At 71.5% G+C, this 21,797-nt stretch carries 18 protein-coding genes; 6 read left to right on the forward strand and 12 right to left on the reverse strand.

Features of this window, described 5'->3' with window-relative positions:
* Positions 1–18: 18 nt before the first annotated feature.
* Both AC5P1C_RS32705 and AC5P1C_RS32710 read left to right on the forward strand, forming a co-directional pair.
* Positions 19–780: a sulfite exporter TauE/SafE family protein gene (locus AC5P1C_RS32705; RefSeq protein ID WP_493869571.1), complete on the forward strand. Its 762-nt coding sequence runs from the start codon at positions 19–21 to the stop codon at positions 778–780.
* A 14-nt stretch (positions 781–794) separates the two neighbouring features.
* Positions 795–1,385, forward strand: a complete 591-nt coding sequence (locus AC5P1C_RS32710; RefSeq protein WP_493869572.1) for a hypothetical protein — start codon at positions 795–797, stop codon at positions 1,383–1,385.
* A gap of 126 nt (positions 1,386–1,511) precedes the next feature.
* Here the strand turns inward: AC5P1C_RS32710 and AC5P1C_RS32715 are convergent, their stop codons facing one another.
* The 6 genes from AC5P1C_RS32715 to AC5P1C_RS32740 form a co-directional block, all read right to left on the reverse strand.
* The gene (locus AC5P1C_RS32715; protein WP_493869573.1) at positions 1,512–2,411 is read right to left on the reverse strand and encodes a LysR family transcriptional regulator; all 900 of its coding nucleotides are present in this window, start codon (positions 2,409–2,411) and stop codon (positions 1,512–1,514) included.
* A 143-nt stretch (positions 2,412–2,554) separates the two neighbouring features.
* Complete coding sequence (locus AC5P1C_RS32720; protein ID WP_493869574.1) at positions 2,555–3,754, reverse strand: glycine C-acetyltransferase; 1,200 nt, start codon at positions 3,752–3,754, stop codon at positions 2,555–2,557.
* Between the two features lie 31 nt (positions 3,755–3,785).
* A complete protein-coding gene (tdh, locus tag AC5P1C_RS32725; RefSeq protein WP_493869575.1) occupies positions 3,786–4,814 on the reverse strand; it encodes an L-threonine 3-dehydrogenase in 1,029 nt (342 codons plus the stop codon).
* Between the two features lie 134 nt (positions 4,815–4,948).
* A complete protein-coding gene (locus AC5P1C_RS32730; protein ID WP_493869576.1) occupies positions 4,949–6,133 on the reverse strand; it encodes a Gfo/Idh/MocA family protein in 1,185 nt (394 codons plus the stop codon).
* Positions 6,134–6,177: 44 nt separating this feature from the next.
* Positions 6,178–8,394: a discoidin domain-containing protein gene (locus AC5P1C_RS32735; RefSeq protein WP_493869600.1), complete on the reverse strand. Its 2,217-nt coding sequence runs from the start codon at positions 8,392–8,394 to the stop codon at positions 6,178–6,180.
* Positions 8,395–8,405: 11 nt separating this feature from the next.
* Positions 8,406–9,908, reverse strand: a complete 1,503-nt coding sequence (locus tag AC5P1C_RS32740) for a M1 family metallopeptidase (RefSeq protein ID WP_493869577.1) — start codon at positions 9,906–9,908, stop codon at positions 8,406–8,408.
* 161 nt (positions 9,909–10,069) lie between these two features.
* Here AC5P1C_RS32740 and AC5P1C_RS32745 point away from each other — a divergent pair, with 161 nt between their 5' ends.
* From AC5P1C_RS32745 to AC5P1C_RS32755, 3 genes are all read left to right on the forward strand, one after another.
* The gene (locus AC5P1C_RS32745) at positions 10,070–11,134 is read left to right on the forward strand and encodes a LacI family DNA-binding transcriptional regulator (protein ID WP_493869578.1); all 1,065 of its coding nucleotides are present in this window, start codon (positions 10,070–10,072) and stop codon (positions 11,132–11,134) included.
* A gap of 184 nt (positions 11,135–11,318) precedes the next feature.
* Positions 11,319–13,751, forward strand: coding sequence for a polysaccharide lyase 8 family protein (locus AC5P1C_RS32750; protein ID WP_493869579.1), 2,433 nt, complete (start codon positions 11,319–11,321; stop codon positions 13,749–13,751).
* Between the two features lie 35 nt (positions 13,752–13,786).
* Positions 13,787–15,673 carry a DUF2264 domain-containing protein gene (locus AC5P1C_RS32755; protein ID WP_493869580.1) on the forward strand — a complete coding sequence of 629 codons (1,887 nt, stop codon included), beginning with the start codon at positions 13,787–13,789 and terminating at the stop codon, positions 15,671–15,673.
* Between the two features lie 3 nt (positions 15,674–15,676).
* Here the strand turns inward: AC5P1C_RS32755 and AC5P1C_RS32760 are convergent, their stop codons facing one another.
* The 5 genes from AC5P1C_RS32760 to AC5P1C_RS32780 all read right to left on the reverse strand — a co-directional run bounded on the left by AC5P1C_RS32760 (position 15,677) and on the right by AC5P1C_RS32780 (position 19,426).
* The gene (locus tag AC5P1C_RS32760; RefSeq protein WP_493869601.1) at positions 15,677–16,204 is read right to left on the reverse strand and encodes a GAF domain-containing protein; all 528 of its coding nucleotides are present in this window, start codon (positions 16,202–16,204) and stop codon (positions 15,677–15,679) included.
* Positions 16,201–16,797 carry a GTP-binding protein gene (locus AC5P1C_RS32765; protein WP_363207541.1) on the reverse strand — a complete coding sequence of 199 codons (597 nt, stop codon included), beginning with the start codon at positions 16,795–16,797 and terminating at the stop codon, positions 16,201–16,203. The genes AC5P1C_RS32760 and AC5P1C_RS32765 overlap by 4 nt, the downstream gene beginning before the upstream one ends.
* Positions 16,775–17,146: a DUF742 domain-containing protein gene (locus AC5P1C_RS32770; protein WP_493869581.1), complete on the reverse strand. Its 372-nt coding sequence runs from the start codon at positions 17,144–17,146 to the stop codon at positions 16,775–16,777. The genes AC5P1C_RS32765 and AC5P1C_RS32770 overlap by 23 nt, the downstream gene beginning before the upstream one ends.
* A gap of 2 nt (positions 17,147–17,148) precedes the next feature.
* Positions 17,149–17,583, reverse strand: a complete 435-nt coding sequence (locus AC5P1C_RS32775) for a roadblock/LC7 domain-containing protein (protein ID WP_493869582.1) — start codon at positions 17,581–17,583, stop codon at positions 17,149–17,151.
* A gap of 67 nt (positions 17,584–17,650) precedes the next feature.
* A complete protein-coding gene (locus AC5P1C_RS32780; protein ID WP_493869583.1) occupies positions 17,651–19,426 on the reverse strand; it encodes a sensor histidine kinase in 1,776 nt (591 codons plus the stop codon).
* 264 nt (positions 19,427–19,690) lie between these two features.
* On the opposite strand from AC5P1C_RS32780, the gene AC5P1C_RS32785 reads away from it, so the two are divergent.
* Complete coding sequence (locus AC5P1C_RS32785; protein WP_493869584.1) at positions 19,691–20,239, forward strand: YciI family protein; 549 nt, start codon at positions 19,691–19,693, stop codon at positions 20,237–20,239.
* Positions 20,240–20,493: 254 nt separating this feature from the next.
* Here AC5P1C_RS32785 and AC5P1C_RS32790 read toward each other — a convergent pair whose 3' ends face one another.
* Entirely contained in the window at positions 20,494–21,741 is a 1,248-nt protein-coding gene (locus AC5P1C_RS32790; protein ID WP_493869585.1) for an MBL fold metallo-hydrolase, read from the reverse strand.
* Positions 21,742–21,797 lie beyond the last annotated feature (56 nt).

The raw sequence follows: 21,797 nt of genomic DNA on the forward strand, positions 1-21,797 counted from the left end.
CGGGGGGATGCTCGGCAGGTGTCCGACATTCTGCTCGTCCTGCTGGCAGGAACCGCCGCCGGGGCGTTGAACTCCGTCGGCGGCGGCGGCACGTTCGTCGCGCTGCCCGCCCTGGTCGCGGTCGGCCTGTCCCCGGTGACGGCGAACGCGTCGTCGACCATCGCGCTCGTACCGGGAGCCGTGGCCAGCGGATGGGTCTACCGACGCGAACTCACCCCGGTCGGGGGGACGTCGACGACCGCGCTGACAGCGGTCAGCGTCATCGGGGGCGGGCTGGGCGCCGTCCTGCTCCTCACGCTGCCCGCGGCGTCCTTCGACGCCGCCGTGCCATGGCTGCTCGCCTTCGCCACGCTCGTTCTCGCCTTCGGACGCCGCCTCTCCCGTACCGTCAGCGGCGCGCTCGGCCACGAGATGAGCATCAGCCCGCGGGCCGTCCTGATCGGCCAGTTCTTCCTCGCCCTGTACGGCGGATACTTCGGCGGTGCCGTAGGCATCATGATGTTCGCCCTGTGGGGCATCGGCCTCGGCCTCGACACAGCGGTCAGCAATCCGATGCGGGTCACCCAGATCGCGGCCATCAATCTCAGCGCGACCGCGCTGCTCCTCGTCGCGTCGGACGCGCTGAGCGCTCCGCTCGTCCTCGCCCCGATGTTCGTCGGCGCGCTGTTGGGCGGCTTCACCGGCGCCCACTTCGCACGCCGCCTCTCCGACCGGCTGCTGCGGAGCATCATCCTGACCACCGCCGTGACGATGACCGTCCTCTACTTCGTACGCGGCTGAGGGCGAAGAGCGACATGACCCACGACGATTCCCCTGCCACCGCGGCGCCTTACACGGACGCGGCGCGGGCACGTCTCGCGATGGCCTACGAGGCCTGCGACCTGGCGGACCTCGCGCGCGGTGCCGTACCGATCGGCGAGCACGAGCTGCGCCCCGACGGCACCACCCGCTCCCCGGGTTCCGTGCTGGCCGACGCGGTTCACGTGCTCAGGGCCGCGCACCGCTTCTTCGAGGCCGCCGCCGTGTCCGAGCGGCTCGGCGGCGCGAGCTGGCAGCTCATCGGCGACGTCCTGGGCGTGGACGCGCGGACCGCACGGGCACGCTTCGCCGCGGCCGAGTCCTGCTTCCGTGAGGAACTGCGCTCCCCCGAAAGGGACCAGCCCGAGAGAGACCAGCCCGAAGGAGACCAGCCCGAAAGGGGCCAGGCACCCCACGACGCCACCGCGTGGTGGCGGGCGTACACGGCGGGCAACCCTCTCGAAGCGGCACGTGACCTGGACGACTGGGTCCTGCGCCACGAGGACGGGGACGGCGATCTCCGCGCCGCGCCTGTCTCGGGCGGCCTGGTGCGCAGCGGTAAATGGGGTTACGGGTCGGGGAGTTGATACTGCGTCACGGTTGAGAATCGGACCCGCCCATACCAGGCGCTCCCCGGCCCGGTCCCGCCGGCGGCGACACGTCGACGGAACCGGGCCGCCGCACGCCCACCACCCTCCCGCCGCTCTCCCCCGTCACCCCGCCGCTTCTCCCAGCGCGTCGAGAACCGGACGGATCAGCGGATGCTCCTCCGCCCCGCACCGCACCGCCGCGAACACCCGGCGCGTAGGGGCCGCGCCCTCCACCGGGCGGATCACCACTCCCGAGACGTCCATCCCCCGCAGCGCCGACCGAGGGACCAGAGCCACGCCCGCCCCTGCCGAAGCCAGGGCGACCACCGCGCGGAAGTCGTCCGACCAGTGTTCGAGGAGGGGCTGGAAGCCCGCCGCCTCGCAGGCGAGTATCACCACGTCATGGCAGGGGTTCCCCACGAAGGGGCCGATCCACGCGTCCTTGGAGAGCTCCGCGAGCGGTACACGCTCCGACGCCGCGAGGCGGTGCGTCTCGGGGAGCACCGCGTCGAACGGCTCCGCGTACAGCGGGACCCGCGTAAGGCGTGGATCGTCCGCGCCCGGCGCGCCTCGGTACTCCACCGCCACGGCGACGTCCACCTGACGGTCGAGGACCATCGGCAGGCTCGCGTCACCCTCCGCGTCCTGGACCCGCACCCGTATCCCGGGCGCGCTGGACGAGAGACGGGCCAGGGCGGGGCCGACCACCAGGGCGATCCCGGTGGCGAACGACGCCACGGTCACCGTCCCCGCCGCACCCGAGCTGTACGCGGCGAGCTCCGCCTCGGCCCGTTCCAGCTGGGCGAGGACCGCGTTCGTGTGGGAGAGCAGGATCTCGCCCGCCGGGGTCAGCCGGACCCCGCGGGCCCCTCGCTCGACCAGGCGGTGCCCGGTCTCCTGCTCCAGGGCGGTCAGCTGCTGGGAGACCGCGGACGGCGTGAGATAGAGCGCGGCGGCAGCGGCGGTGACCGTGCGGTGGTCGGCCACCGCACGGAGGATGTGCAGCCGCCGCGCCTCGATCATGCGGACTATTCTCCCCCACCGGGGGCCTCACCCGCCCCCGCGGCCCCCGCGCCCTGAAGCGGCGCGGGGAACCGCGCGCCAAGCCCTCACAGCCCCGCGGTCACACACGTCACCCGAGCCCCGGCGGAACTTGGTGTGGGGTCCTACCCCTCCAGCTCCGCCCGCGCAGCGACAAACGCGTCCACCGCACGGTTCACGTCCTCGGTGGAGTGCGCGGCCGACAGCTGGACGCGGATACGGGCCGCGCCCTGCGGCACCACCGGGTACGAGAAGCCGATCACGTACACGCCGCGCTCCAGGAGCAGCTCGGCCATCCGTCCCGCGACGGAGGCGTCGCCGATCATGACCGGGGCGATCGCGTGGTCGCCCGGCAGGATGTCGAAGCCCTCCTCCGTCATCCGCGAGCGGAAGAGCGCCGTGTTCGCGGCGAGGCGCTCGCGCAGCTCGCCCGCCGACTCCAGGAGGTCGATGACCTTCAGTGAGGCCGCCGCGATCACCGGGGCGAGCGTGTTCGAGAAGAGGTACGGGCGCGAGCGCTGGCGGAGCAGTGCGACGATCTCCGCGCGGGCCGCGACGTAGCCGCCGGAGGCGCCGCCGAGGGCCTTGCCGAGGGTGCCGGTGATGATGTCGACGCGGTCCATGACGCCGTGCAGCTCAGGAGTGCCGCGTCCGCCGGGGCCGACGAAGCCGACGGCGTGCGAGTCGTCGACCATCACCATCGCGTCGTAGCGCTCGGCGAGGTCACAGATCTCCCGCAGCGGGGCGACGTACCCGTCCATGGAGAAGACACCGTCGGTGACGATCAGCTTCCGGCGCGCGCCGCCCTCGGAGGCCTCCTTCAACTGCTGCTCCAGGTCCGCCATGTCGCGGTTGGCGTAACGGAAGCGGCGGGCCTTGCTCAGCCGGATGCCGTCGATGATCGACGCGTGGTTGAGGGCGTCCGAGATGACCGCGTCCTCGGCGCCGAGCAGCGTCTCGAAGACTCCGCCGTTGGCGTCGAAGCAGGACGAGTAGAGGATCGTGTCCTCCTGGCCGAGGAAGCCGGACAGGCGCCCCTCCAGCTCCTTGTGCACCTCCTGCGTACCGCAGATGAAGCGCACCGACGCCATGCCATAGCCCCAGCGGTCCAGGGCCTCGTGCGCGGCGGCGATCACCTCGGGGTGGTCGGCGAGGCCGAGGTAGTTGTTGGCGCAGAAGTTCAGTACGTCGCCGGGGCGGCCTCCCGCGGTGACGGCCACCGTGGCGGACTGCGGGGTGCCGATGACGCGCTCGGGCTTGTGCAGGCCCGCGGCGCGGATCTCGTCGAGGGTGGCCTGGAGGTCTTCGCGTACGGAGTCGAACATGCGTGAATCCTTAGGAGTCGAGCCGTGAGGGTCAGGAGGTCCAGTCGAGGATGACCTTGCCGCCGCGGCCGCTCGCCGCGTCGTCGAAGGCCGCCTCGAAGTCACGGTGGCCGTAGCGCCCGGTGATCACGGGGGCGAGGTCGAGGCCGCCTTCGAGGAGCACGGACATCGAGTACCAGGTCTCGAACATCTCGCGGCCGTAGATGCCCTTGATCGTGATCATGGAGGTGACGATCCGGGACCAGTCGACGGCGAAGTCCTCGGCCGGCAGACCGAGCATGGCGATCTTGCCGCCGTGGGTCATGTTGGCGAGCATGTCGCGCATCGCGACGGGGTTGCCGGACATCTCCAGGCCGACGTCGAAGCCCTCGCGCAGGCCCAGTTCGCGCTGCCCGTCGGCGATCGAGGTCTCGGCGACGTTCAGGGCCAGGCTCGCGCCGACCTTGCGGGCGAGTTCCAGGCGCTCCTCGCTGACGTCCGTGATGACGACGTTGCGCGCGCCTGCGTGCCGGGCCACGGCCGCGGCCATCAGACCGATCGGACCGGCTCCCGTGATCAGCACGTCCTCGCCGACCAGGGGGAAGGACAGCGCGGTGTGCACCGCGTTGCCGAACGGATCGAAGATCGCGGCCACGTCGAGGTCCACGGGGACGCGGTGCACCCACACATTGGCGGCGGGCAGCGCGACGAACTCCGCGAACGCCCCGTCCCTGCCGACGCCGAGACCCACCGTGGCGCGGCACAGGTGGCGGCGGCCCGCCTGGCAGTTGCGGCACTTGCCGCAGACCAGGTGGCCCTCGCCGCTGACCCGGTCGCCGATCTTGATGTCGGCGACGTCACGCCCGGTCCGGACGACCTCGCCGACGAACTCGTGCCCGACGACGAGCGGTGCCTCGATCGCCTGCTGCGCCCAGCCGTCCCAGGCCCGGATGTGCAGATCGGTGCCGCAGATCCCGGTGCGGAGCACCTTGATCAGGACGTCTCCGTGGCCGATGACCGGCTCCGGTACGTCCATCAGCCGGAGCCCTGGCTCCGCCTTCTCCTTGACCAGCGCCTTCAACGCAACGGCTCCTGTCGTACGTCGCTTCTTCCACCGACGACACAGGAATCTTCCCTACGGCGGCGCTCCGGTCCATCGAGGATTTCTTAAGCGCCGCCGCAGCTTTCCTTCAGGCCCGGGTCAGGCCACGCCGTTCAGCGGGTCTGGCCCCGCTCGAAGTAGGCGATGAGCTCGGGGTCCAGGTCCGGCACCTCCCGCGGCGTGCCGCCGTCACGGAGCGACTGCGTGGCACGTACGCCCGCCGCCACCGCCATCCGGGCCGCGACCGGTGACGTGTCGGTGCGCCCTCCCTCGCGTACGAAACGTACGAACTCCTCGATGAGCAGCGGGTCGGAGCCGCCGTGCCCGCCCTCGTCCTGGGCGTCCGGCACCGGGTACTCGGCGTCGGCCTCGGGGCGGTAGGTCGAGCGCTGCGCGTTCCAGACCTTCACCACGCCCCCGGGACCGTCGCCGAAGTTCTCCAGGCGCCCCGCGTCCCCGATGACGGTGTAGTTGCGCCAGTAGTCGGGCGTGAAGTGGCACTGTTGGTAGGAGGCCAACACCCCATTGTCGAGGCGCATGTTGACCAGGGAGACGTCCTCCACGTCGATGACGGGGTTGAGGTCGCGCTGGGTGTGCGGGGGCCAGTGGCCGTCCTTGGTGTACCAGTCGTCCGTCTTCGGCTCGCCCGGCGCGCGGCGGTGCGGATTGTCTCCGTAGACCATGAGGTCGCCCAGGGCCTGCACCTGGCGGGTGTAGCCGCCGGCCAACCAGTGCAGGACGTCGATGTCGTGGGCGGCCTTTTGGAGCAACAGGCTTGTGGTGTGCTGCCGTTCGGCGTGCCAGTCCTTGAAGTACCAGTCACCTCCGTAGGCGACGAAGTGGCGTACCCAGACCGTCTTGACCTCGCCGATCTCGCCCCGCCCGATGATGTCGCGCATCAGCCTGACCACGGGCATGTGGCGCATGTTGTGGCCTACGTAGAGGCGTGTTCCCGTTTCGTACGCGGTCCGCAGGATCTCGTCGCAGGCCTCGATGCCGATTTCGAGTGGCTTCTCCACGAAGACGGGCTTGTTCTCGCGCAGCGCCTCGCAGGCGAGCTGGGCGTGGGTGTGGTCGGGGGTGAGGATCACGACGGCGTCGATGTCCGGGTCCTCGATCACCTTACGGTGGTCGGTGGATATCAGAGCGCCGGGAAAGGCCACGGCCGCCTCCGTCCGCGCGGTGACGTCGTGGTCGGCGAGTGCGGTGACGCGGGAGCCCGCGCCTGGCCGGTGTGCCGTGCGGGCGAGCGAACCGCGCAAGCCGTAGCCGAGGACGCCGAGACGGAGGTCGGTCATGGTGTGCCTTTCCGTACAAATACCTGTGCGAGTGCGGGTGTTGCCTATGTACGTGCAGGGTGCACGAGTACGTGGGCGAGCGCCACACGTCCCGTGCCGGTGAGCTTGATCCTTATGTATCTGGCTTCCGCGTCCGTGTCGAGGAGTGTGGGCCGAAGCGCTCGTCCGGTGACGTGCCGGGTCGTGGCGTCGGAGAAGTCCGCGGTCCTCGCGAGCTGGACGTCGAAGTCGGCCGTGGTCATCGAGGCGCCGTTCCAGACCTCGACCTGTCCCACGCGCCGCACGGCGCCGAGGTCGACCTGCCACCAGGCACCCGGCTCGGAGAGCGTACGGGTGTCGGTGGTGGTGTTGCCGTCGGTCGCGTACGCCGCGGGGGCCGTGCCGTCCGTGGAGGACTGGGACGCGGTGCCCGCGCGGGCGAGGTCGGGGCGCAGTTGCTCGGCCGGCGCTCCGTGCGCGCCCGCGCGGGCCGCCACGGCGAGCGCCTTCGCGGGCAGCCTGTCGAGCCCGGTGTGGTTGTCCTCCATCGTCGATCCGGTGCCCGTGAGGGCCGGCGCGTCGGTGTCGGTCCAGTTGCCGGTGGCGTGGTTCTGGATGCCGTAATCGGCCCAGTTCGAGACCCACTTGTAGCCGACGCGGGTGATGACGTTGCCTTCGACGCGGATGTACGAGGACTGCTCGTCGAGGTAGATGCCGTTGCCGTCGCGCTCGGTGTTCCCGTAGGCGGAGCGGTTGATGTAGTTGCCGGAGACGACCGTGCCGGGCTGGGCGCCCTGGGTGTAGATGGCGCCGCCGTCGTGCTGGGCGTGCTCGACGCGCATCACGTTCGTGATCCGGTTGTCCGTGATCCGGTTGTCCCTCAGGACGGACTTCTGGGCTTCGGGCTGGTTCCAGCCCCAGCCGACGGAGATCCCCGAGTAGGGCAGGTCGTCGAGGGTGTTGTGGTCGACGGTGAGCCCGGCCTCGTACCCGGCCCAGATGCCCACCGCGTCGGTGTACTCGACGCCCGTGCTGCGGATGGTGTTGTACGCGACGGTGTTGCGCTCACCGGCCAGTTCCGCTTCCGGCCTCGGCTCGGTGTCGCCGACGTACACGGCGCCGGACGACAGGTCCGTGAAGCGCGAGCGGGTGACCGACGTGTCCTTGGTGCCCGCTTCGAGGATGACCCCCGCGCCGCCCAGGTGCGTGAACTCGGCCCCGGTGATGGCGACATGGCGGCCACCGCGCACCGTGACCGCCGCGCTCGGCTTGGCGTAGTGGCGGCCGGCGTGGTCGACGGGGCCGGTCGCTCCGGTGAGGGTGAGACCGGCCTGGGTGCCCGCGTACCCCTCGTCGGTGGAGGGCTGGTCGTACGCGGCGTGGGCGAAGCCGATGCCCTGCACGCGCAGGTCGTGGGCGCCGTCGACGACCAGGAGCCGCTCGGTCACCGGGGTGAGCACACGCGCGTGGCGCATGTCCTCGCCCTTGCGCGGGAGGTAGGTGACGGTGCGGTCATCGGCGTCCCAGACGAACTCGCCCGGGTCGTCGAGGAGTTCGCGGGCGTTCTCGAAGAAGGCGACTCCGGAGTAGCGCGCCGAGTCGACGGTGGTGGAGTCCCACGCCGGGCCCGTACGGTCCGTGCCGCTCGCGGAGTTGGTCCAACAGGGCTGCGCGAAGGTGAGGTTGTCGCCCTCGACGCCCGTGATCCGGCAGTGGTAGTCGCGCCAGCGGACCTTGATGACGGCTTCCGCTCCGGTGGGCCGCTGCCACTGGGCGATACCGGTGGCCGTGGCGCCCGTCATGCCGGTCTTCGTCGCGTCACAGGTGCTCGCGGCGCAGGCCGCGCCTCGCGCGCGCACCGCCCGCTCCCCGTCCACGAACAGCTGGCGCGGGGTGACCCCTTCGGGGACATCGGCCGTCCAGGTGCCGTCGGCGCCCTTGTCCCACCCGGTGAGCGCCCGGCCGCCGGAGAACACCGGCTCGGCCCCGCGCGCCGCGGTCCAGGTGACGGTGTGCCCGTCGCGCCCGGAGTCGGCTGCGCCCAGTTCGAGCGGCTCGCTCATCTCGTAGGTTCCGTCGGCGAGTTCGACGCGTACGTCACGTCCGTCGACGGTCCGCGCGGCGTCACGGACGGCCTGCGGGGAGCAGGGACGGGCGGCGGTGCATGCCGCGCCCGAGCCGTCCGGGGCGGCGTGCAGAACCCTGGGGCCGGGGGCTGCCTGGGCCGACTGCGGGGCGATGACGGCGGCGACGGCCGTCACCGCGAGCGCCGCGGCGGCCATGCGTGGGCGTCTCACTTGGCGACACCCCAGTCCGGGTGACCCGGCATGGGCGGGTTGTCGAGGTCGAACAGCCAGTGGTTCAGGAACGTGCCGACCGAGGCGTCACCGGTGACCTCGACGGCGTTGTCGACGAAGTCCTGGGTGGAGGCGTTGCCGTGCCGGTGCTGCGTCAGCCACGACTTCATGACGGCCTCGAACTGCTCTTGCCCGATCTGCTGGTTGAGCGCGTACAGGGAGACCGCGGCGCCGTCGTAGATGTTGAAGCCGCCGAGCCCGGTGGGCTTTCCCGGCGGTCCGTCGGTCTTGCGGACCGCGTCGAGTTTCGCGTACGCGGTCTTCATCTTCTCCTCGATGGGCTGGAAGCCCTTCTGGTCCGCCCACACGGCCGCGTAGTACACGGCGGGTCCCTCGTTCAGCCAGGCGTCCTGCCAGGTGGCGGGGGTGACGGAGTCGCCGAACCACTGGTGGGTCAGCTCGTGGATCATGGTGGTCGAGTAGGTGGGCCGGTCGAACCACGACGGTCCGAAGAGCGACAGGGTCTGATTCTCCAACGCGTCGCTGTAGCCGTCCCGCACGATCTGCACGCCGTAGGTGTCGAACGGGTAGCGCACACCGAGGGTCTTCTCCAGCCACGCCAGCTGCCCGCCGGTCTCCTCGGCGATGGGTCTGTACTTCGCCTGCTGGTCCTCGGGGATGAGGTGGCGCAGCTTCACTCCGTGCGGGCCGCGTCCGTAGACGTACGTCTGCTTGTTGACCGAGATGCCCAACAGTTCCGGCGCCATGGGGGACTTGAGCGAGAAGTCCCAGGTCTTCTTGGAGTCGGCTGCCTTGCGGGTGCCGGTGTGGTTGCCGTTGGCGGCGGGCGTCCAGCCGTCGGGGGCGGTGAGGTGGAAGGACCAGGTGGCCTTGTCGGAGGGGTGATCGTTGACCGGCGCGAAGGTGTCCGCGCGGGAGGCCTGGGCGGCGGAGGCGAAGCCGCCGTCGGACATGTACCGCCAGCCGGGTTGGCCGATCGGCTTGGTCCTGCCGTTGCCGTGGTAGGTCAGTTCGACGTCGAAGGCACGGTGGTCGCGCAGACCGCCGGTGGGCGTGACCGTGAGCTCCTGGCCGGTCTGACCGGGTCCGATGGCCCAGGAGGCCGTCCTTCCATTGACCTTGATGCTGTCGATGGCCAGTGAGTCGACGTCGAGGTTGAACGACGACAGGTCCTGGGTGGCTCTCGCCTTGATCTTCATGGTGCCGGTGAAGTCGTACGTCACCGGCGTGAAGTCGAAGGAGAGGTCGTAGTGGCGGACGTCGTAGCCGCCGTTGCCGAGCGTCGGGAACAGCGGATCGCCGACGCCGTCCGCACCCGGGGCCGGGTCGAAGGGCGCGGCGTGGGCGGGAAGGGCGAGTGCGAGAGCGGAGGCCGCGGCTGCGGTCGCCGTCGCGGCGCGGAGGGTCGTCCGGGTACTGCGAGTTCGGACTGTCCGGGTACTGCGAGCACGTACGGTTCGGGTCCTGTTCTCAGCCATGGGGCCGCAACGTAGTAATCGCTTACTGTCAGCGTCAATACCCCTGACGGGCCGATCCCTTGGCGAAAACATCGCCGAGGCTCTGGCGCACAGCCACTCACCAGTACACGCTTACTACTGGAGACCCGGTGAAACTCGACCCGGTGAAAGGGGAGCGCCAAGTGGTGTCGCGACGGGCGACGGTGATCGATGTGGCGCGGCGGGCCGAGGTCTCATCGGCCACCGTCTCCCGCGTCCTGAACGGCAATTACCCGGTGGCACGGGCCACCCGCGAGCGCGTCGAGGACGCGGTCCGGGAGCTCGGCTACGTCGTCAACGCGCACGCGCGGGCGCTGGCCGGGACCGCGAGCCGGACGGTCGGCATCATCGTGCAAGACGTCGTCGACCCGTTCTTCGCCCACATCGCGCGCGGCGTCGAGCGGGCCGCGTCGGACGCCGGGCGGCTCTGCATGGTCTGCTGCACCCACGGCGACCCGCGGCGCGAGCTGGCCTTCATCGATCTGCTGCACGAACAGCGGGCGGACGCGGTGGTCCTGGTCGGCGGCGCCCACTCGGATCGCGCGTACGCCCGTGAAGTCGCCCGCAGGGCACGGGATCTGCACGCGGGCGGGGCGCGCCTGGTGCTGTGCGGGAGGCCCTCGGTGGGCCCCGACGTGCCGACGCTCTCGGTGGAGTACGACAACGAGGGGGGCGCCTTCGCGCTCACCGACCATCTCCTCACCCAGGGCCACGACCGCATCCTCTACCTGGGCGGACCGTCCGACCTCTCCACCACCCGCGACCGCCTCGCCGGACACCGCAGAGCCCTGGAGCTGCGCGGCGTCCCGTACGCGCAGGAGCTGGTGCACACCGGTGCGTTCAGCCCCGCGTTCGGGCACCGCCGACTGACCGAACTCCTCGCGTCAGGCCCGGCGTTCAGTGCGGTGTTCGCCGCCAACGACATGGTGGCGGTCGGCGCGCTGCAGGCCCTGGAGGAGGCGGGGCTACGGGTCCCCGACGACGTCTCCCTGGTCGGCTACGACGACGTGCCCACGGCCCAGGTCCTGCGGCCACGCCTGACGACTGTGCACGTACCGCTGGAGGAGATGGGCCGGCAGGCGGTGCGGCTGGCGGTCCCGGACGCGCGGGCGGAGGCCGACGCGTGGCAGCAGCCGGCCGGGAGCGGCCTGACGCTGGGCACGCACATCGTGGTGCGGGATTCGGTGGCGGTGCGGCGGGGCGTGTAACCGGTTAACCCTGGGCCTGGGCGCGCGGAAGGCCGGGTCAGGACAGAAAGAACGTAGAAAGATTCCCGCCCCTCTTGCGCGGCGTAGCAACCGCTTACATGCTGTCGCGGAATCGCTCACACCCCCTCACACCCCACCCCACGCCCTCCGATGCCCGCACGCCTCATGGGAGTTCCCTATGCGCATGCACCACTCCGGTCCCACCGGGCCACGACGCCGCACGATCCTCGCCGCGAGTGCCGCGTCCGCCCTCGTGCCACTGGCGGCGGGCGGCGGAACGGCCTGGGGCGCCCCGGACGCGGACCCCTACGACACCCTGCTCGCCCGCGCCGCGGCCCAACTGACCGGCGGCGCTTTCGACGCCGCCGACCCGGACTTCGCGGCGGCGCTGAAGGTCCTGGACACCCAGGCCTCCGGCTGGTGGCGGGACTTGGACCGGTCGGACGGGCGCAGCGCCCTGTGGGCCGACCTCTCCCCCGCCAAGGACCCCGGCAACTTCGGCCAGAGCTACACCCGACTGCGCACCATCGCAACGGCCTGGGCCACGCCCGGCACCTCCCTCAGCGACAGCGCCGAAGCCGCGGACACCCTGCTCGAAGCCCTGCGCTTCCTGCACGCCGACGCCTACAACACCGAACGCCCCGAATCCGGCAACTGGTGGTTCTGGGAGATCGGCGCGCCCCGCGCCCTGATGGACACCTGTGTGCTGCTGCGGGAGAAGATCCCGGCGGCCGACCTGGCGAAGTACACCTCCACCGTGGCGAAGTTCTGCCCGGACCCGGACCGCCGCACCAACATCCCCACCCTGTCCGAGACCGGCGCCAACCGCGCCGACAAGGCCGTCATCGTGGCCCTCCGCGGGCTCCTCGCACAGGACCCCACGACTCTGGCGCTCGCGCGCGACGGCCTCTCCGACGTCCGGGACAAGGGCAAGAACAGCCTGTTCACGTACGTCACTTCGGGCGACGGGTTCTACGAGGACGGGTCGTTCGTGCAGCACGGCTCCGTCGCGTACACGGGTACGTACGGCAGTGTCCTGCTCGGCGGCGCGGGACAGCTGATCGCGCTGCTCGCGGACTCCGAGTGGGCCGTCACCGACCCGAAGACGTCCGTGCTGTACGAGGCGGTGGAGCGGACCTTCTCGCCGGTGGTCTTCGACGGCCTGATGATGGACGCGGTACGCGGCCGTGCGATCTCCCGCGAGAAGGCGCCCGACCACAAGGACGGCGCGGCCGCCGTCACCAACATCCTGCAGCTGGCTGACGGAGCCCCCGCCGCGTACGCCGAGCGCTGGCGCGCCCTGGCCAAGGGGTGGATCAGCCGCAACAAGACCCATCCCTATCTGAGCCTGGTCGGCGTCCCCGCGATCGCCCGCGCCAAGGCCGTCCTCGACGACCCCGCCGTGCCGGTCACCGACCGGCTCACCGGGCACTTCGCGTTCGCGGACATGGACCGCGTGGTGCACAGGCGCCCCGGCTGGGCGCTCACGCTCTCGCTCTCCTCGAAGCGCATCGCCGCGTACGAGGCAGGCAACGGCGAGAACCTGCACGGCTGGTACACCGGCGACGGCATGGCCTATCTGTACGACGGCGACGACCTCGGGCAGTTCGGGGACGGCTTCTGGGCGACAGTCGATCCGTACCGCCTGCCGGGCACCACCGTGGACACCCGTGAGCGCGCCGACATCGGCACGGGCGGCGGCACGGGAACCTACCGTCCGAAGAACGCGGTCGCGGGCGGCGCGGTGCTCGACGATCGGTTCGGCGCCGCCGCGATGGAGCTCATGGCCGACGGGAGCACGCTGCGTGCCAGAAAGGCGTGGTTCTTCCTGGACAACGCGGTGGTCGCCCTGGGCGTGGACATCACCGCGAGCGACGGCAGGACCATCGAGACCGTCATCGAGAACCGCAATCTGTACGCGGACGGGGCGCCACGACTCACGGTCGACGGACGGCGCCAGCCATCGCACACGGGCTGGTCGGCGCCCTTGCCCGGCGCCCGCTGGGCCCACTTGGACGGCACCGGCGGCTACGTCTTCCCCGACCACCCCGGACGACGAGCAGAAGACTCCGCCCCCCTGCACGCCCTGCGCGAGGAACGCACCGGTGCCTGGCGGGACATCAACACCGGCGCGGACACCGGAGGCAGCACCACACCGGTCACCCGCCGCTATCTGACCCTGTGGCTCGATCACGGAGCGTCCCCCGCCGCGTCCTCGTACGCCTATGTCCTGCTCCCCGGCGCGAGCGCCACCGCGACCGCCGCCTGGTCCCACTCTCGGCCGGTCCGCGTCGTGGCCAACAACTCCACGGCACAGGCCGTCGAGGCCCGCCGTCACGGCCTCGTCGCCGCGCACTTCTGGCAGCCGGGCAGCGCGGCGGGCATCACCGCGTCGGGCCCGTGCACGGTGATCGCGCGACGCGGCGGCGACGGTATATCCCTGGCCGTGGCCGACCCGGGCCGCACCGGCACGTCCGTCAGCGTGGAACTGCCCTTCCCCGTACGGAAGGTGGTCCGCGCCGACGACACGGTCACCGTCACTCCTGGCCGCCGACCGGTCGTCACCGTCCGCGTCGCGGGCTCACGCGGCCATACGCACACCGCGCACCTGCGGTGACCCGCCGCTCCACCGACCTCTCGGGAGGACCCGCCATGCCCGCACCGCACCTGGCCCTGCCGCCCACCGACCGGGTCCTCTCCCCGCTCACTGGCTGGACCCGCGCCCACTGGGAGGCGCTCGCCGACCGGCAGTTGGAGGCGCTCATCCCGTACGCAACACCCCACTTCGCCCAGTACCGGCTGCCTGGGCGCGGCAGCTGGTCGGGGGTCGTCTCTGACGGCCTGGAAGGGTACGCACGGTCATTCCTCCTCGCCTCCTTCCGGATCGCGGGAGCGGGCGGCGATGTGGACCCTCACCTCCTTGAACGCTACGCGCAGGGTCTGACGACGGGCACGGACCGCGGCGGCGCGAGCGGCGAGAGCTGGCCCGAACTCAGTGACTGCTCACAGCAGATGGTGGAGGCCGCTTCGATCGCGATCGGCCTGCACGAGACCCGCCCCTGGATCTGGGACAGACTCGACTCCCGGGTCCAGGAGCGGGTCGTCGACTGGTTCTCCGGCTTCGTCGGCGGCAGGACGTGGGACAACAACTGGCGTCTCTTCCAGGTGGTGTCCGAGCAGTTCCTGGCCTCCGTCGGCGCCCCGTACAGCCAGTCGGACATCGACGGCGGCCTGGACCGCATCGAGGACTGGTACCGCGGCGACGGCTGGTACAGCGACGGCGACGGACGCAACTTCGACTACTACATCGGCTGGGCGATGCACCTGTACCCGCTGCTCTGGGCCCGCATGGCGGGCCCAGACGGCGAGGGGCGCGCGAAGGTCTACCGCGAGCGCCTGGCGCAGTTCCTCACCACGTACCCGCACTTCTTCGGCGCCGACGGCGCCCCCGTCCACCAGGGCCGCTCCCTGACGTACCGCTTCGCGGCGACCGCCCCCGTCTGGATGGGCGCCCTCGCGGACTGCACGCCCCTGGACCCCGGTCTCACCCGCCGCCTCGCATCCGGCACCGCACGGCACTTCGTGGAGCGCGGCGTCCCCGACGAGCGCGGACTGCTCCCGCTCGGCTGGTACGGGACGTTCCTGTCGTCCACCCAGGCCTACTCGGGTCCGGCGTCCCCGTACTGGGCGAGCAAGGGCTTCCTCGGCCTGCTCCTGCCGGCCGACCACCCGGTGTGGACGGAGCGCGAACTCCCGCTCCCCGTCGAGGAGTCCGACCAGTACACCGCGCTCCCCGAGCCCGGCTGGCTCCTGCACGGCACGCGGCACGACGGCATCGTCCGCCTGATCAACCACGGCAGCGACCACAACCCCCTGGAAGGCCCCGCGGCCGACGACCCGCACTACGCCAAGTTCGCCTACTCCACGGCGACCGCCCCCGAAACCGCCCCGAGCGCGTGGGAACGCACCGTGGACAACCACCTCGCGCTCATCGCCCCCGACGGCACCCCGTCACGCCGCCGCCGGATCCACCCGTTGCGCTGCGAGGGACGCGTGGCCGCTTCCCGGCACGACGCGCAACTACCGGGCATGGAGGGTGAGTTCCCCGTCGAGACGACCAGCGCGCTGCACGGCCCGTGGGAGATCCGCGTCCACCGGATCGAGGCTCCCGCGGGTGTGACGGTCCGCGAGGGCGGTCACGCGGTCGCCGACGAGGCGCAGCCGCACGCCGAGCAGGGGCCCGGCTGGTCCCTGACCCGTACGGAATCGGGGCTCACCAGCGCCGTCGTCGCGCTCCACGGCTGGGACGAGGGGGCGGGCATCGCCCGCGAGGTGGCGGCCAACGCGTATGGGCCGCATTCGGCGACGCCGTATCTGACGTGCGCCGGACACCCGGGTGGAGCCAGTACCCACGTCACGCTCGTCGTGCTCTCCCAGGACACCGTCCGGCCCGCGGTGTTGAGGGAGGCCATCACGTGCGTGGTGGAGGGTGGAAGCGTCCGCGTCCGCTTCCCTGACGGCACCCGGTGGGAGATCTGAGCGTCAGATCCCGCCGTCCTCCCGGCGGTGGATCTGCTCGATCAGCTCCGCCGCCATCGCCTTGATCGTCTCGAGCCCCGCCCTGCCCCAGGGCCGGGGCTCGACGTCCACCACGCAGACCGTGCCGAGCGCGATGCCCGTGCGGTCGATGAGCGGGGCGCCCAGATAGGAGCGGATGCCGATCTCGTCGACCACTGGGTTCCCCGCGAACCGCGGAAAGTCGCGGACGTCCTCGAGGACGAGGGCCTTGCGCCGCACGATCACATGCGGGCAGTACCCGTGATCGCGCTCCATGTAGCGGTGCTCCGTGGCATCAGGGGTATGCAGGCCCGCGAAGAACTGCCGTTCCTCGTCGATGAAGTTGACCATGGAGTACGGCGCGCCCGTGACCTCGGCCAACCGGTCGGCGAAGGCGTCGAAGGCGAGGTCCGGGCTGTGGCCTATACCGAGCCTGCGCAGCCGCCGCACCCGGCTCGGCGCCTCCTTGTCGACGGGAGTGAGCAGCAGGTGCGCGGTCGAGTCGTACATCAGGTGTGGGCTCCGTAGCTCGGGGCGGCCGGGGCGTGGGCGAGGAGGTGCTTGACGAGGGTGAGGAGGGTCGCGATGCCCGAGCTGGAGATCCGCGCGTCGCACCGTACGACGGGCACCTGCGGATCCAGGTCGATGGCGGAGCGCACCTCTTCGGGTTCGTAGCGGTGGGCGCCGTCGAATTCGTTGATGGCGACGATGAATCCCATGCCGCGCTGCTCGAAGAAGTCCACCGCTGCGAAGCAGTCCTCAAGGCGGCGGGTGTCGGCGAGGACCACCGCGCCGAGCGCGCCCTCGGAGAGTTCGTCCCACATGAACCAGAAGCGTTCCTGGCCAGGCGTGCCGAAGAGATAGAGCACGTGTTCCGGGTCGAGGGTGATGCGCCCGAAGTCCATGGCCACGGTCGTCGTGGTCTTGTTCTCGACGCCCGACAGGTCGTCGGTGCCCTCGCTGACCGTGGTGAGGAGCTCCTCCGTGCTCAGCGGCGCGATCTCGCTCACCGCGCCGGTGAAGGTCGTCTTGCCGACCCCGAATCCACCCGCGACGAGGATCTTCAGCGCGGTGGGGAAGGGGTCAGAGCTGTCGTCGTAGTCCATCGAGCACTGCCTCCAACAGGGACCGGTCAGTGGGATTGTGGTAGAAGTCCGGGGCTCTCAGGGTGAGTGCCCCGCAGTCGACGAGGTCGGAGAGCAGCACTTTGGTGACGACCGCGGGCAGCTTCAGCTGAGCCGCGATCTCCGCGACCGACGTGGGTGCCGCGCACAGACCGAGCGCTTCCGTGTGCTCGGGTCCCAGGTAGCCGATGACCGGGCTCCCGGTGGCCATCACCTGGGTCAGGAGGTCCAGTTGGGCGGTCGGCCGGGTCCGCCCGTCGCTGACCGTGTAGGGGCGGACGAGCCGTCCGGCGGATGCGTCGAGCCATGGCCCGTCGTGCGGGGCCGCCACGCTCAATGCCTCATCGGGGCGGGTTCGCCGGTGGACTGCCGGGGTGCCGTCATCAGGTAGGGGCGCACGCTCTTGACCAGCATCGTCATTTCGTAGCCGAGGACCGCCGCGTCGGCGTCGCGCCCCGCGAGCACCGCGAGACAGGTGCCGGATCCCGCCGTGGAGACGAACAGGAGGGTGGAGTCGAGCTCCACGACGACCTGCCGCACGTCGCCCCCGTCGCCGAACCTGATGCCGGCGCTGCGCCCCAGTGAGTAGAGCCCGGAGGCGAGGGCCGCCATGTGGTCGGCGCTGTCCGGGTCGAGGCCATGGACCGACTTCACGAGTCCGTCGGAGGAGAGCAGGACCGCGCTCTGGGTGTGCGGCACGCGCTGCACGAGTCCGCTCATCAGCCAGTCGAGGTCGGATACCTGCCCGGTCGGCGCATCGCTCGCCATGGTGGATCGACTCCTTGAGGTACGAGGGTCTGCCGGGGCAGACGTGGCGCTGGTGGGGTGGTGGGGTTCAGCCACCCTGGTCGCCCCCGTCGCGGGGGACGTCGAGGTCGGGTTCAAGGGCCGGGTCACGCGTCTCCTGTGCGGCGGCGAGCCCGATGCCGCGCTGGAAGGCGGCCATCAGGCCCGGGTCGTGGCCGACGGGGTGTTCGTTCTCCGGGCGGGGCGACGGCGCGTCCCGCAGTTGGGGCGCGATGTGTTCCTGGGCGCGCCGCTTGGGCAGTTGGGGCCTTCCCACCCGGCCGCGTACGGCGCCGTTCAGGGGTGTCGGCGGCGCCCAGGCGTGCTCGGCGGCGGCCTGCCGGTCCTCCGGCCTGATCCCCGGCACGGCTTCGGCGGGGGTCGGCCGCCCTTCCCTGCTGCGCACGGGAAGCGGGGCGGGCCCGGTGCCGTGGACCACCGGAGCCTGCGGCACGCTCGGCTGCGCTTCCCCCTGCGGCTGCGCGGGCACGGCCACCGGCTGCGGGCGGGGGGCCGCCGTGGGGGGCCGGGGTGTTTCCGGTACGCCGCCGGGGGCGCCCGGGGGTGCGGATTCCGGGGCGGCCTGCGGGCGTCCGGCGGGGACGGGCTCGTTCTGCGGCTCGGTGCCGAGCAGGCTCTGCGGCAGGATCAGTACGGCCTGCACGCCTCCGTAGATGTTGGTCTGGAGGCGGACCGCGATGCCGTGCCTGCGGGCGAGCGCGGAGACCACGTAGAGGCCGATCCGCCCGTCCTGGAGGAGGCTCGCCACGTTGACCTGGTCCGGGTCGGCGAGCAGGTGGTTCATCTTGTGCTGTTCGGTCAGCGGCATGCCCAGCCCGCGGTCCTCGACCTCGACGGCGAGCCCGGCCGTCACCAGGTTGGCGCGGAGCAGGACTTGGGTGTGCGGGGCGGAGAACACCGTGGCGTTCTCGACGAGTTCGGCCAGGAGGTGGATGACGTCGGCGACGGCGTGCCCGCGCAGGGTGCCTGCGATCGGCGGCACCAGTTTGACCCGGGAGTACTGTTCGACCTCCGCGATGGCCGAGCGGAGCACCTCCGTCATGGAGACCGGGTTGCTCCACTGGCGGCGCGACATGGCGCCGCCGAGCACGGCGAGGTTCTCGGCGTGCCTGCGGATGCGGGTGGCCAGGTGGTCGACGTGGAAGAGGCCCTTGAGCAGCTCCGGGTCCTCCACCTCGTTCTCCAGGTCGTCGAGGATCGAGATCTCGCGGTGTACGAGGGACTGCAGCCGCCGGGCCAGATTGACGAAGACCTCGACCTTCTGTTCGCTGCCCGCGTGGCTGGAGAGCTGCGATGCCTGTACGACGGCGGAGACGGCGACGTCCTGGGCCCGCGAGAGCTCGTCGGCGAGCAGCCCGAAGTCGTCGGCGTCCGGGGCGGATCTGGCCGGTGCCCTGCGCGGCGGCGGACCGTCGCCACGGCGCAGCTTCTCGACGACTTCGCGCAGCTCGGCCTGTCCGCGTGCGGTGGTGCGGCGCAGGGTGCCGACCCGGTCGCGTACGGAGGTGGCGGTGCGGTCGGCGGCGATACCGGCGATCACGACGCTGGCCAGGCTGATGGCTCCGGCGGCGCCGAGGATGAGGAGGAGCGCGGGCTCCGGCGGGCCGGGGGCCGACCGGACGATGAACAGCACGGCTGCACCGGCGCACAGGGCCACCGCGACGGCGGGCAGTACGGCGATGCGCAGGAGCTGGGGTCGTATCCGGGCTTCGGGGAGCGGCGCGGCGGGTCGGCTCCCGGGCCTGCCGTGCCGGCCGCCCTCACGGCGGTCTGCGCGGGTGGCCGGTGCACGAAGGTGAGACATCAGCGTCCTCGGTCAGGGAGCGGGCTCCGACGGGCGCGCGACGCGTGGCTTCGCGGCATCGCCGTGCCGGTCGGGAGGGCACAGGCGGTGATCCCTGTCATGATCCCTGCGTCGACCGGCGGACACTCACGGTAGTCACCAACGCTTCATGTGCGGGAGGCAGTTGACAAAGTCCGGCACCCAGCGTCCCGCTCTGGTATGACACGTCGCACGGTAGTCCGAATCCCGTTGAGTCTCCGTCGCGCGTGGGCGAGAGTCTGCGGCATGGAGTTCTTCTGCTACCACCGCGACCGGCCCGATTCCGTCAAGCTGCGCGAAGAGCTGTTGGAGGATCACTGGTCCTACATGGACGGGTACGCGGCGGAGTTGATCGCGCGCGGCCCGACGTTCGCCCCCGACGGCGAGACGCCCACCGGGAGCGTGCACATCGTCGACCTGCCGGATCCCGCCGCGGCACGTGCGTTCGCCTTCGACGAGCCCAACTACCAGGCGGGCGCGTACCGCGACGTGCTGCTGCGCCGGTGGCGCAACAGGCTGGGGCGCACCATGTGGGACTTTCCCGGCGGTGCCACCGGCGGCAGCCGGCATCTGGTCATCGGCCTCGGCTCGGACCGGGACGCCGACCTCGACGTGCCGCCCGACCGGGACGGACTGATCGCGTACGGACCGCTCCTGTCCGACGACGGCACCCTCTGGCTCGGCACGGCGGCACTGGTCCTGGCCCCGGACCCGGCCGCGGCACGCGCCGTCCTGGTGCCCGACCGGTACGCCGACATCGAGGTCCACGACTGGGAGTTCGGCGGTCGGCGGTAGCGAGGGCGGGCGCGGTCTGCTCCTGGTCGGAACCCTGGCCGACGCCTGGGGCACACGGCCCACCGCCGGCGGCAAGACCGTGTGGTTCACCTCGCTGCTCACGCCCTCGGCCGACCGGGGTTCCGAGCGTGCCTCACTGCCGTCTGCGCCTGGCTGACGCGGATCGGCCAGTACCCCGGCCGACAGGGCTCGGGGCCTCGCGTCCGTCGTCGTACGCGAGGCCGTAGTACGCGAGGCCCCGAGCCGCCACCGCGTCAGCCGACCCGCGCCGCCTCCGGCTCTCCGGTGCCTTCCGTGCCCCCTGCGCCCCCTGTGCCCTCTGAGCGCCCACGGCGGTCGGCGGGCCCGGCGCGCTCGATGTCCACGGTGATGTCCTCCGGACGGGTCCACCCGCCCTCCGGCTCGATCGCGACCCCGCGCCACCACGGCTCCTGCGGGACGGAGTCCGTCGCGGGCTCGAACGGCTCCCCCGGGACGGGCAGTGCGACCTTCACCCCGGCGTGTCCCGCCGCGGTGATCGTGCCCTCGCCCGGCGCGGACCACGGGTGCGGCGCGAGGTTGAACGTGCCCCAGTGGATCGGCAGCATCACTCCGTCGGGCCGCCCGCCCTGGAGGTCCAGGTGCGCGCGCACGCCCTCCTCGGGCGTCATGTGGATGTCGGGCCAGAACTCGCTGTACGCCCCGATCTGGATCATCGTGACGTCGAACGGTCCGTGCTCGGCCCCGATGTCCCGGAAACCGCTGAAGTAACCGGTGTCCCCGCTGTGGTAGATCCGGTGCTCGGGTCCGGCGACGGCCCAGGACGCCCAGAGCGTGTGCTGGAAATTGCGCAGGCCGCGGCCGCAGAAGTGGTGCGCGGGCGTCGCCGTCAGGGTCAGGCCTGCCACCTTCGTGGCCTCGTTCCAGTCGAGCTCGCGCAGCCGATCGGCCGGGACGCCCCAGCGCTCCAGGTGCGCGCCGACGCCCAGCGGCACCGCGAAGACCGTGTCCGTGCCGGCCAGGGCCTGGATGGTGGGCATGTCCAGGTGGTCGTAGTGATCGTGCGAGATCACCACCACGTCCACCGGGCCGAGCGCCGCGAGCGGCACCGGCACGGGATGCAGCCGCTTGGGCCCGACCCAGGAGAAGGGGGAGCAGCGCTCGCCCCAGACGGGGTCGAAGAGCACCCGCCGCCCGTCGATCTCGGCGAGCACGCTCGAGTGCCCCATCCAGGTGATCCGCACTCCGCCGACCGGGGGCTTGGCGAGGTCGGCGAGAGTCGTGGCATGCACGGGCACGGTACCCGCGGGGCCGCGGCGGATCCGCTCCTCCTTGCGGAAGTAGATCTTCGCGAACTCGAGGGTCGAACCGGTCGGACGGGTCCGCGCCCCCTCGGGGTTCTGGAAGGTCCCGTCCGCGAAATTCGGCGATCTGCGGATCCTCGCGAGCCGCTCACCGGCCGGATCCGCACCGAAGGGGGCGGTCCTGAGCGAGCGGAGCCCGGAGCTCAGCGAACGGGACACGGCGCCTCCTGGAAAGGGGTTGGTCAGATCCCCATTATGGACACCGCCACCGACAA

This window comes from Streptomyces sp. A18 (genome assembly GCF_059026065.1).

Excerpts from the sequence above, each read along its gene's own strand:
- AC5P1C_RS32755 (WP_493869580.1), top strand. The coding sequence starts at position 13,787 with ATGCCCGCACCGCACCTGGCCCTGCCGCCCACCGACCGGGTCCTCTCC.
- AC5P1C_RS32715 (WP_493869573.1), bottom strand. The coding sequence starts at position 2,411 with ATGATCGAGGCGCGGCGGCTGCACATCCTCCGTGCGGTGGCCGACCAC.
- AC5P1C_RS32730 (WP_493869576.1), bottom strand. The coding sequence starts at position 6,133 with ATGACCGACCTCCGTCTCGGCGTCCTCGGCTACGGCTTGCGCGGTTCG.
- AC5P1C_RS32780 (WP_493869583.1), bottom strand. The coding sequence starts at position 19,426 with ATGTCTCACCTTCGTGCACCGGCCACCCGCGCAGACCGCCGTGAGGGC.
- AC5P1C_RS32720 (WP_493869574.1), bottom strand. The coding sequence starts at position 3,754 with ATGTTCGACTCCGTACGCGAAGACCTCCAGGCCACCCTCGACGAGATC.
- AC5P1C_RS32710 (WP_493869572.1), top strand. The coding sequence starts at position 795 with ATGACCCACGACGATTCCCCTGCCACCGCGGCGCCTTACACGGACGCG.
- AC5P1C_RS32785 (WP_493869584.1), top strand. The coding sequence starts at position 19,691 with ATGGAGTTCTTCTGCTACCACCGCGACCGGCCCGATTCCGTCAAGCTG.
- AC5P1C_RS32740 (WP_493869577.1), bottom strand. The coding sequence starts at position 9,908 with ATGGCTGAGAACAGGACCCGAACCGTACGTGCTCGCAGTACCCGGACA.
- AC5P1C_RS32735 (WP_493869600.1), bottom strand. The coding sequence starts at position 8,394 with ATGGCCGCCGCGGCGCTCGCGGTGACGGCCGTCGCCGCCGTCATCGCC.
- AC5P1C_RS32750 (WP_493869579.1), top strand. The coding sequence starts at position 11,319 with ATGCACCACTCCGGTCCCACCGGGCCACGACGCCGCACGATCCTCGCC.
- AC5P1C_RS32765 (WP_363207541.1), bottom strand. The coding sequence starts at position 16,797 with ATGGACTACGACGACAGCTCTGACCCCTTCCCCACCGCGCTGAAGATC.
- AC5P1C_RS32775 (WP_493869582.1), bottom strand. The coding sequence starts at position 17,583 with ATGGCGAGCGATGCGCCGACCGGGCAGGTATCCGACCTCGACTGGCTG.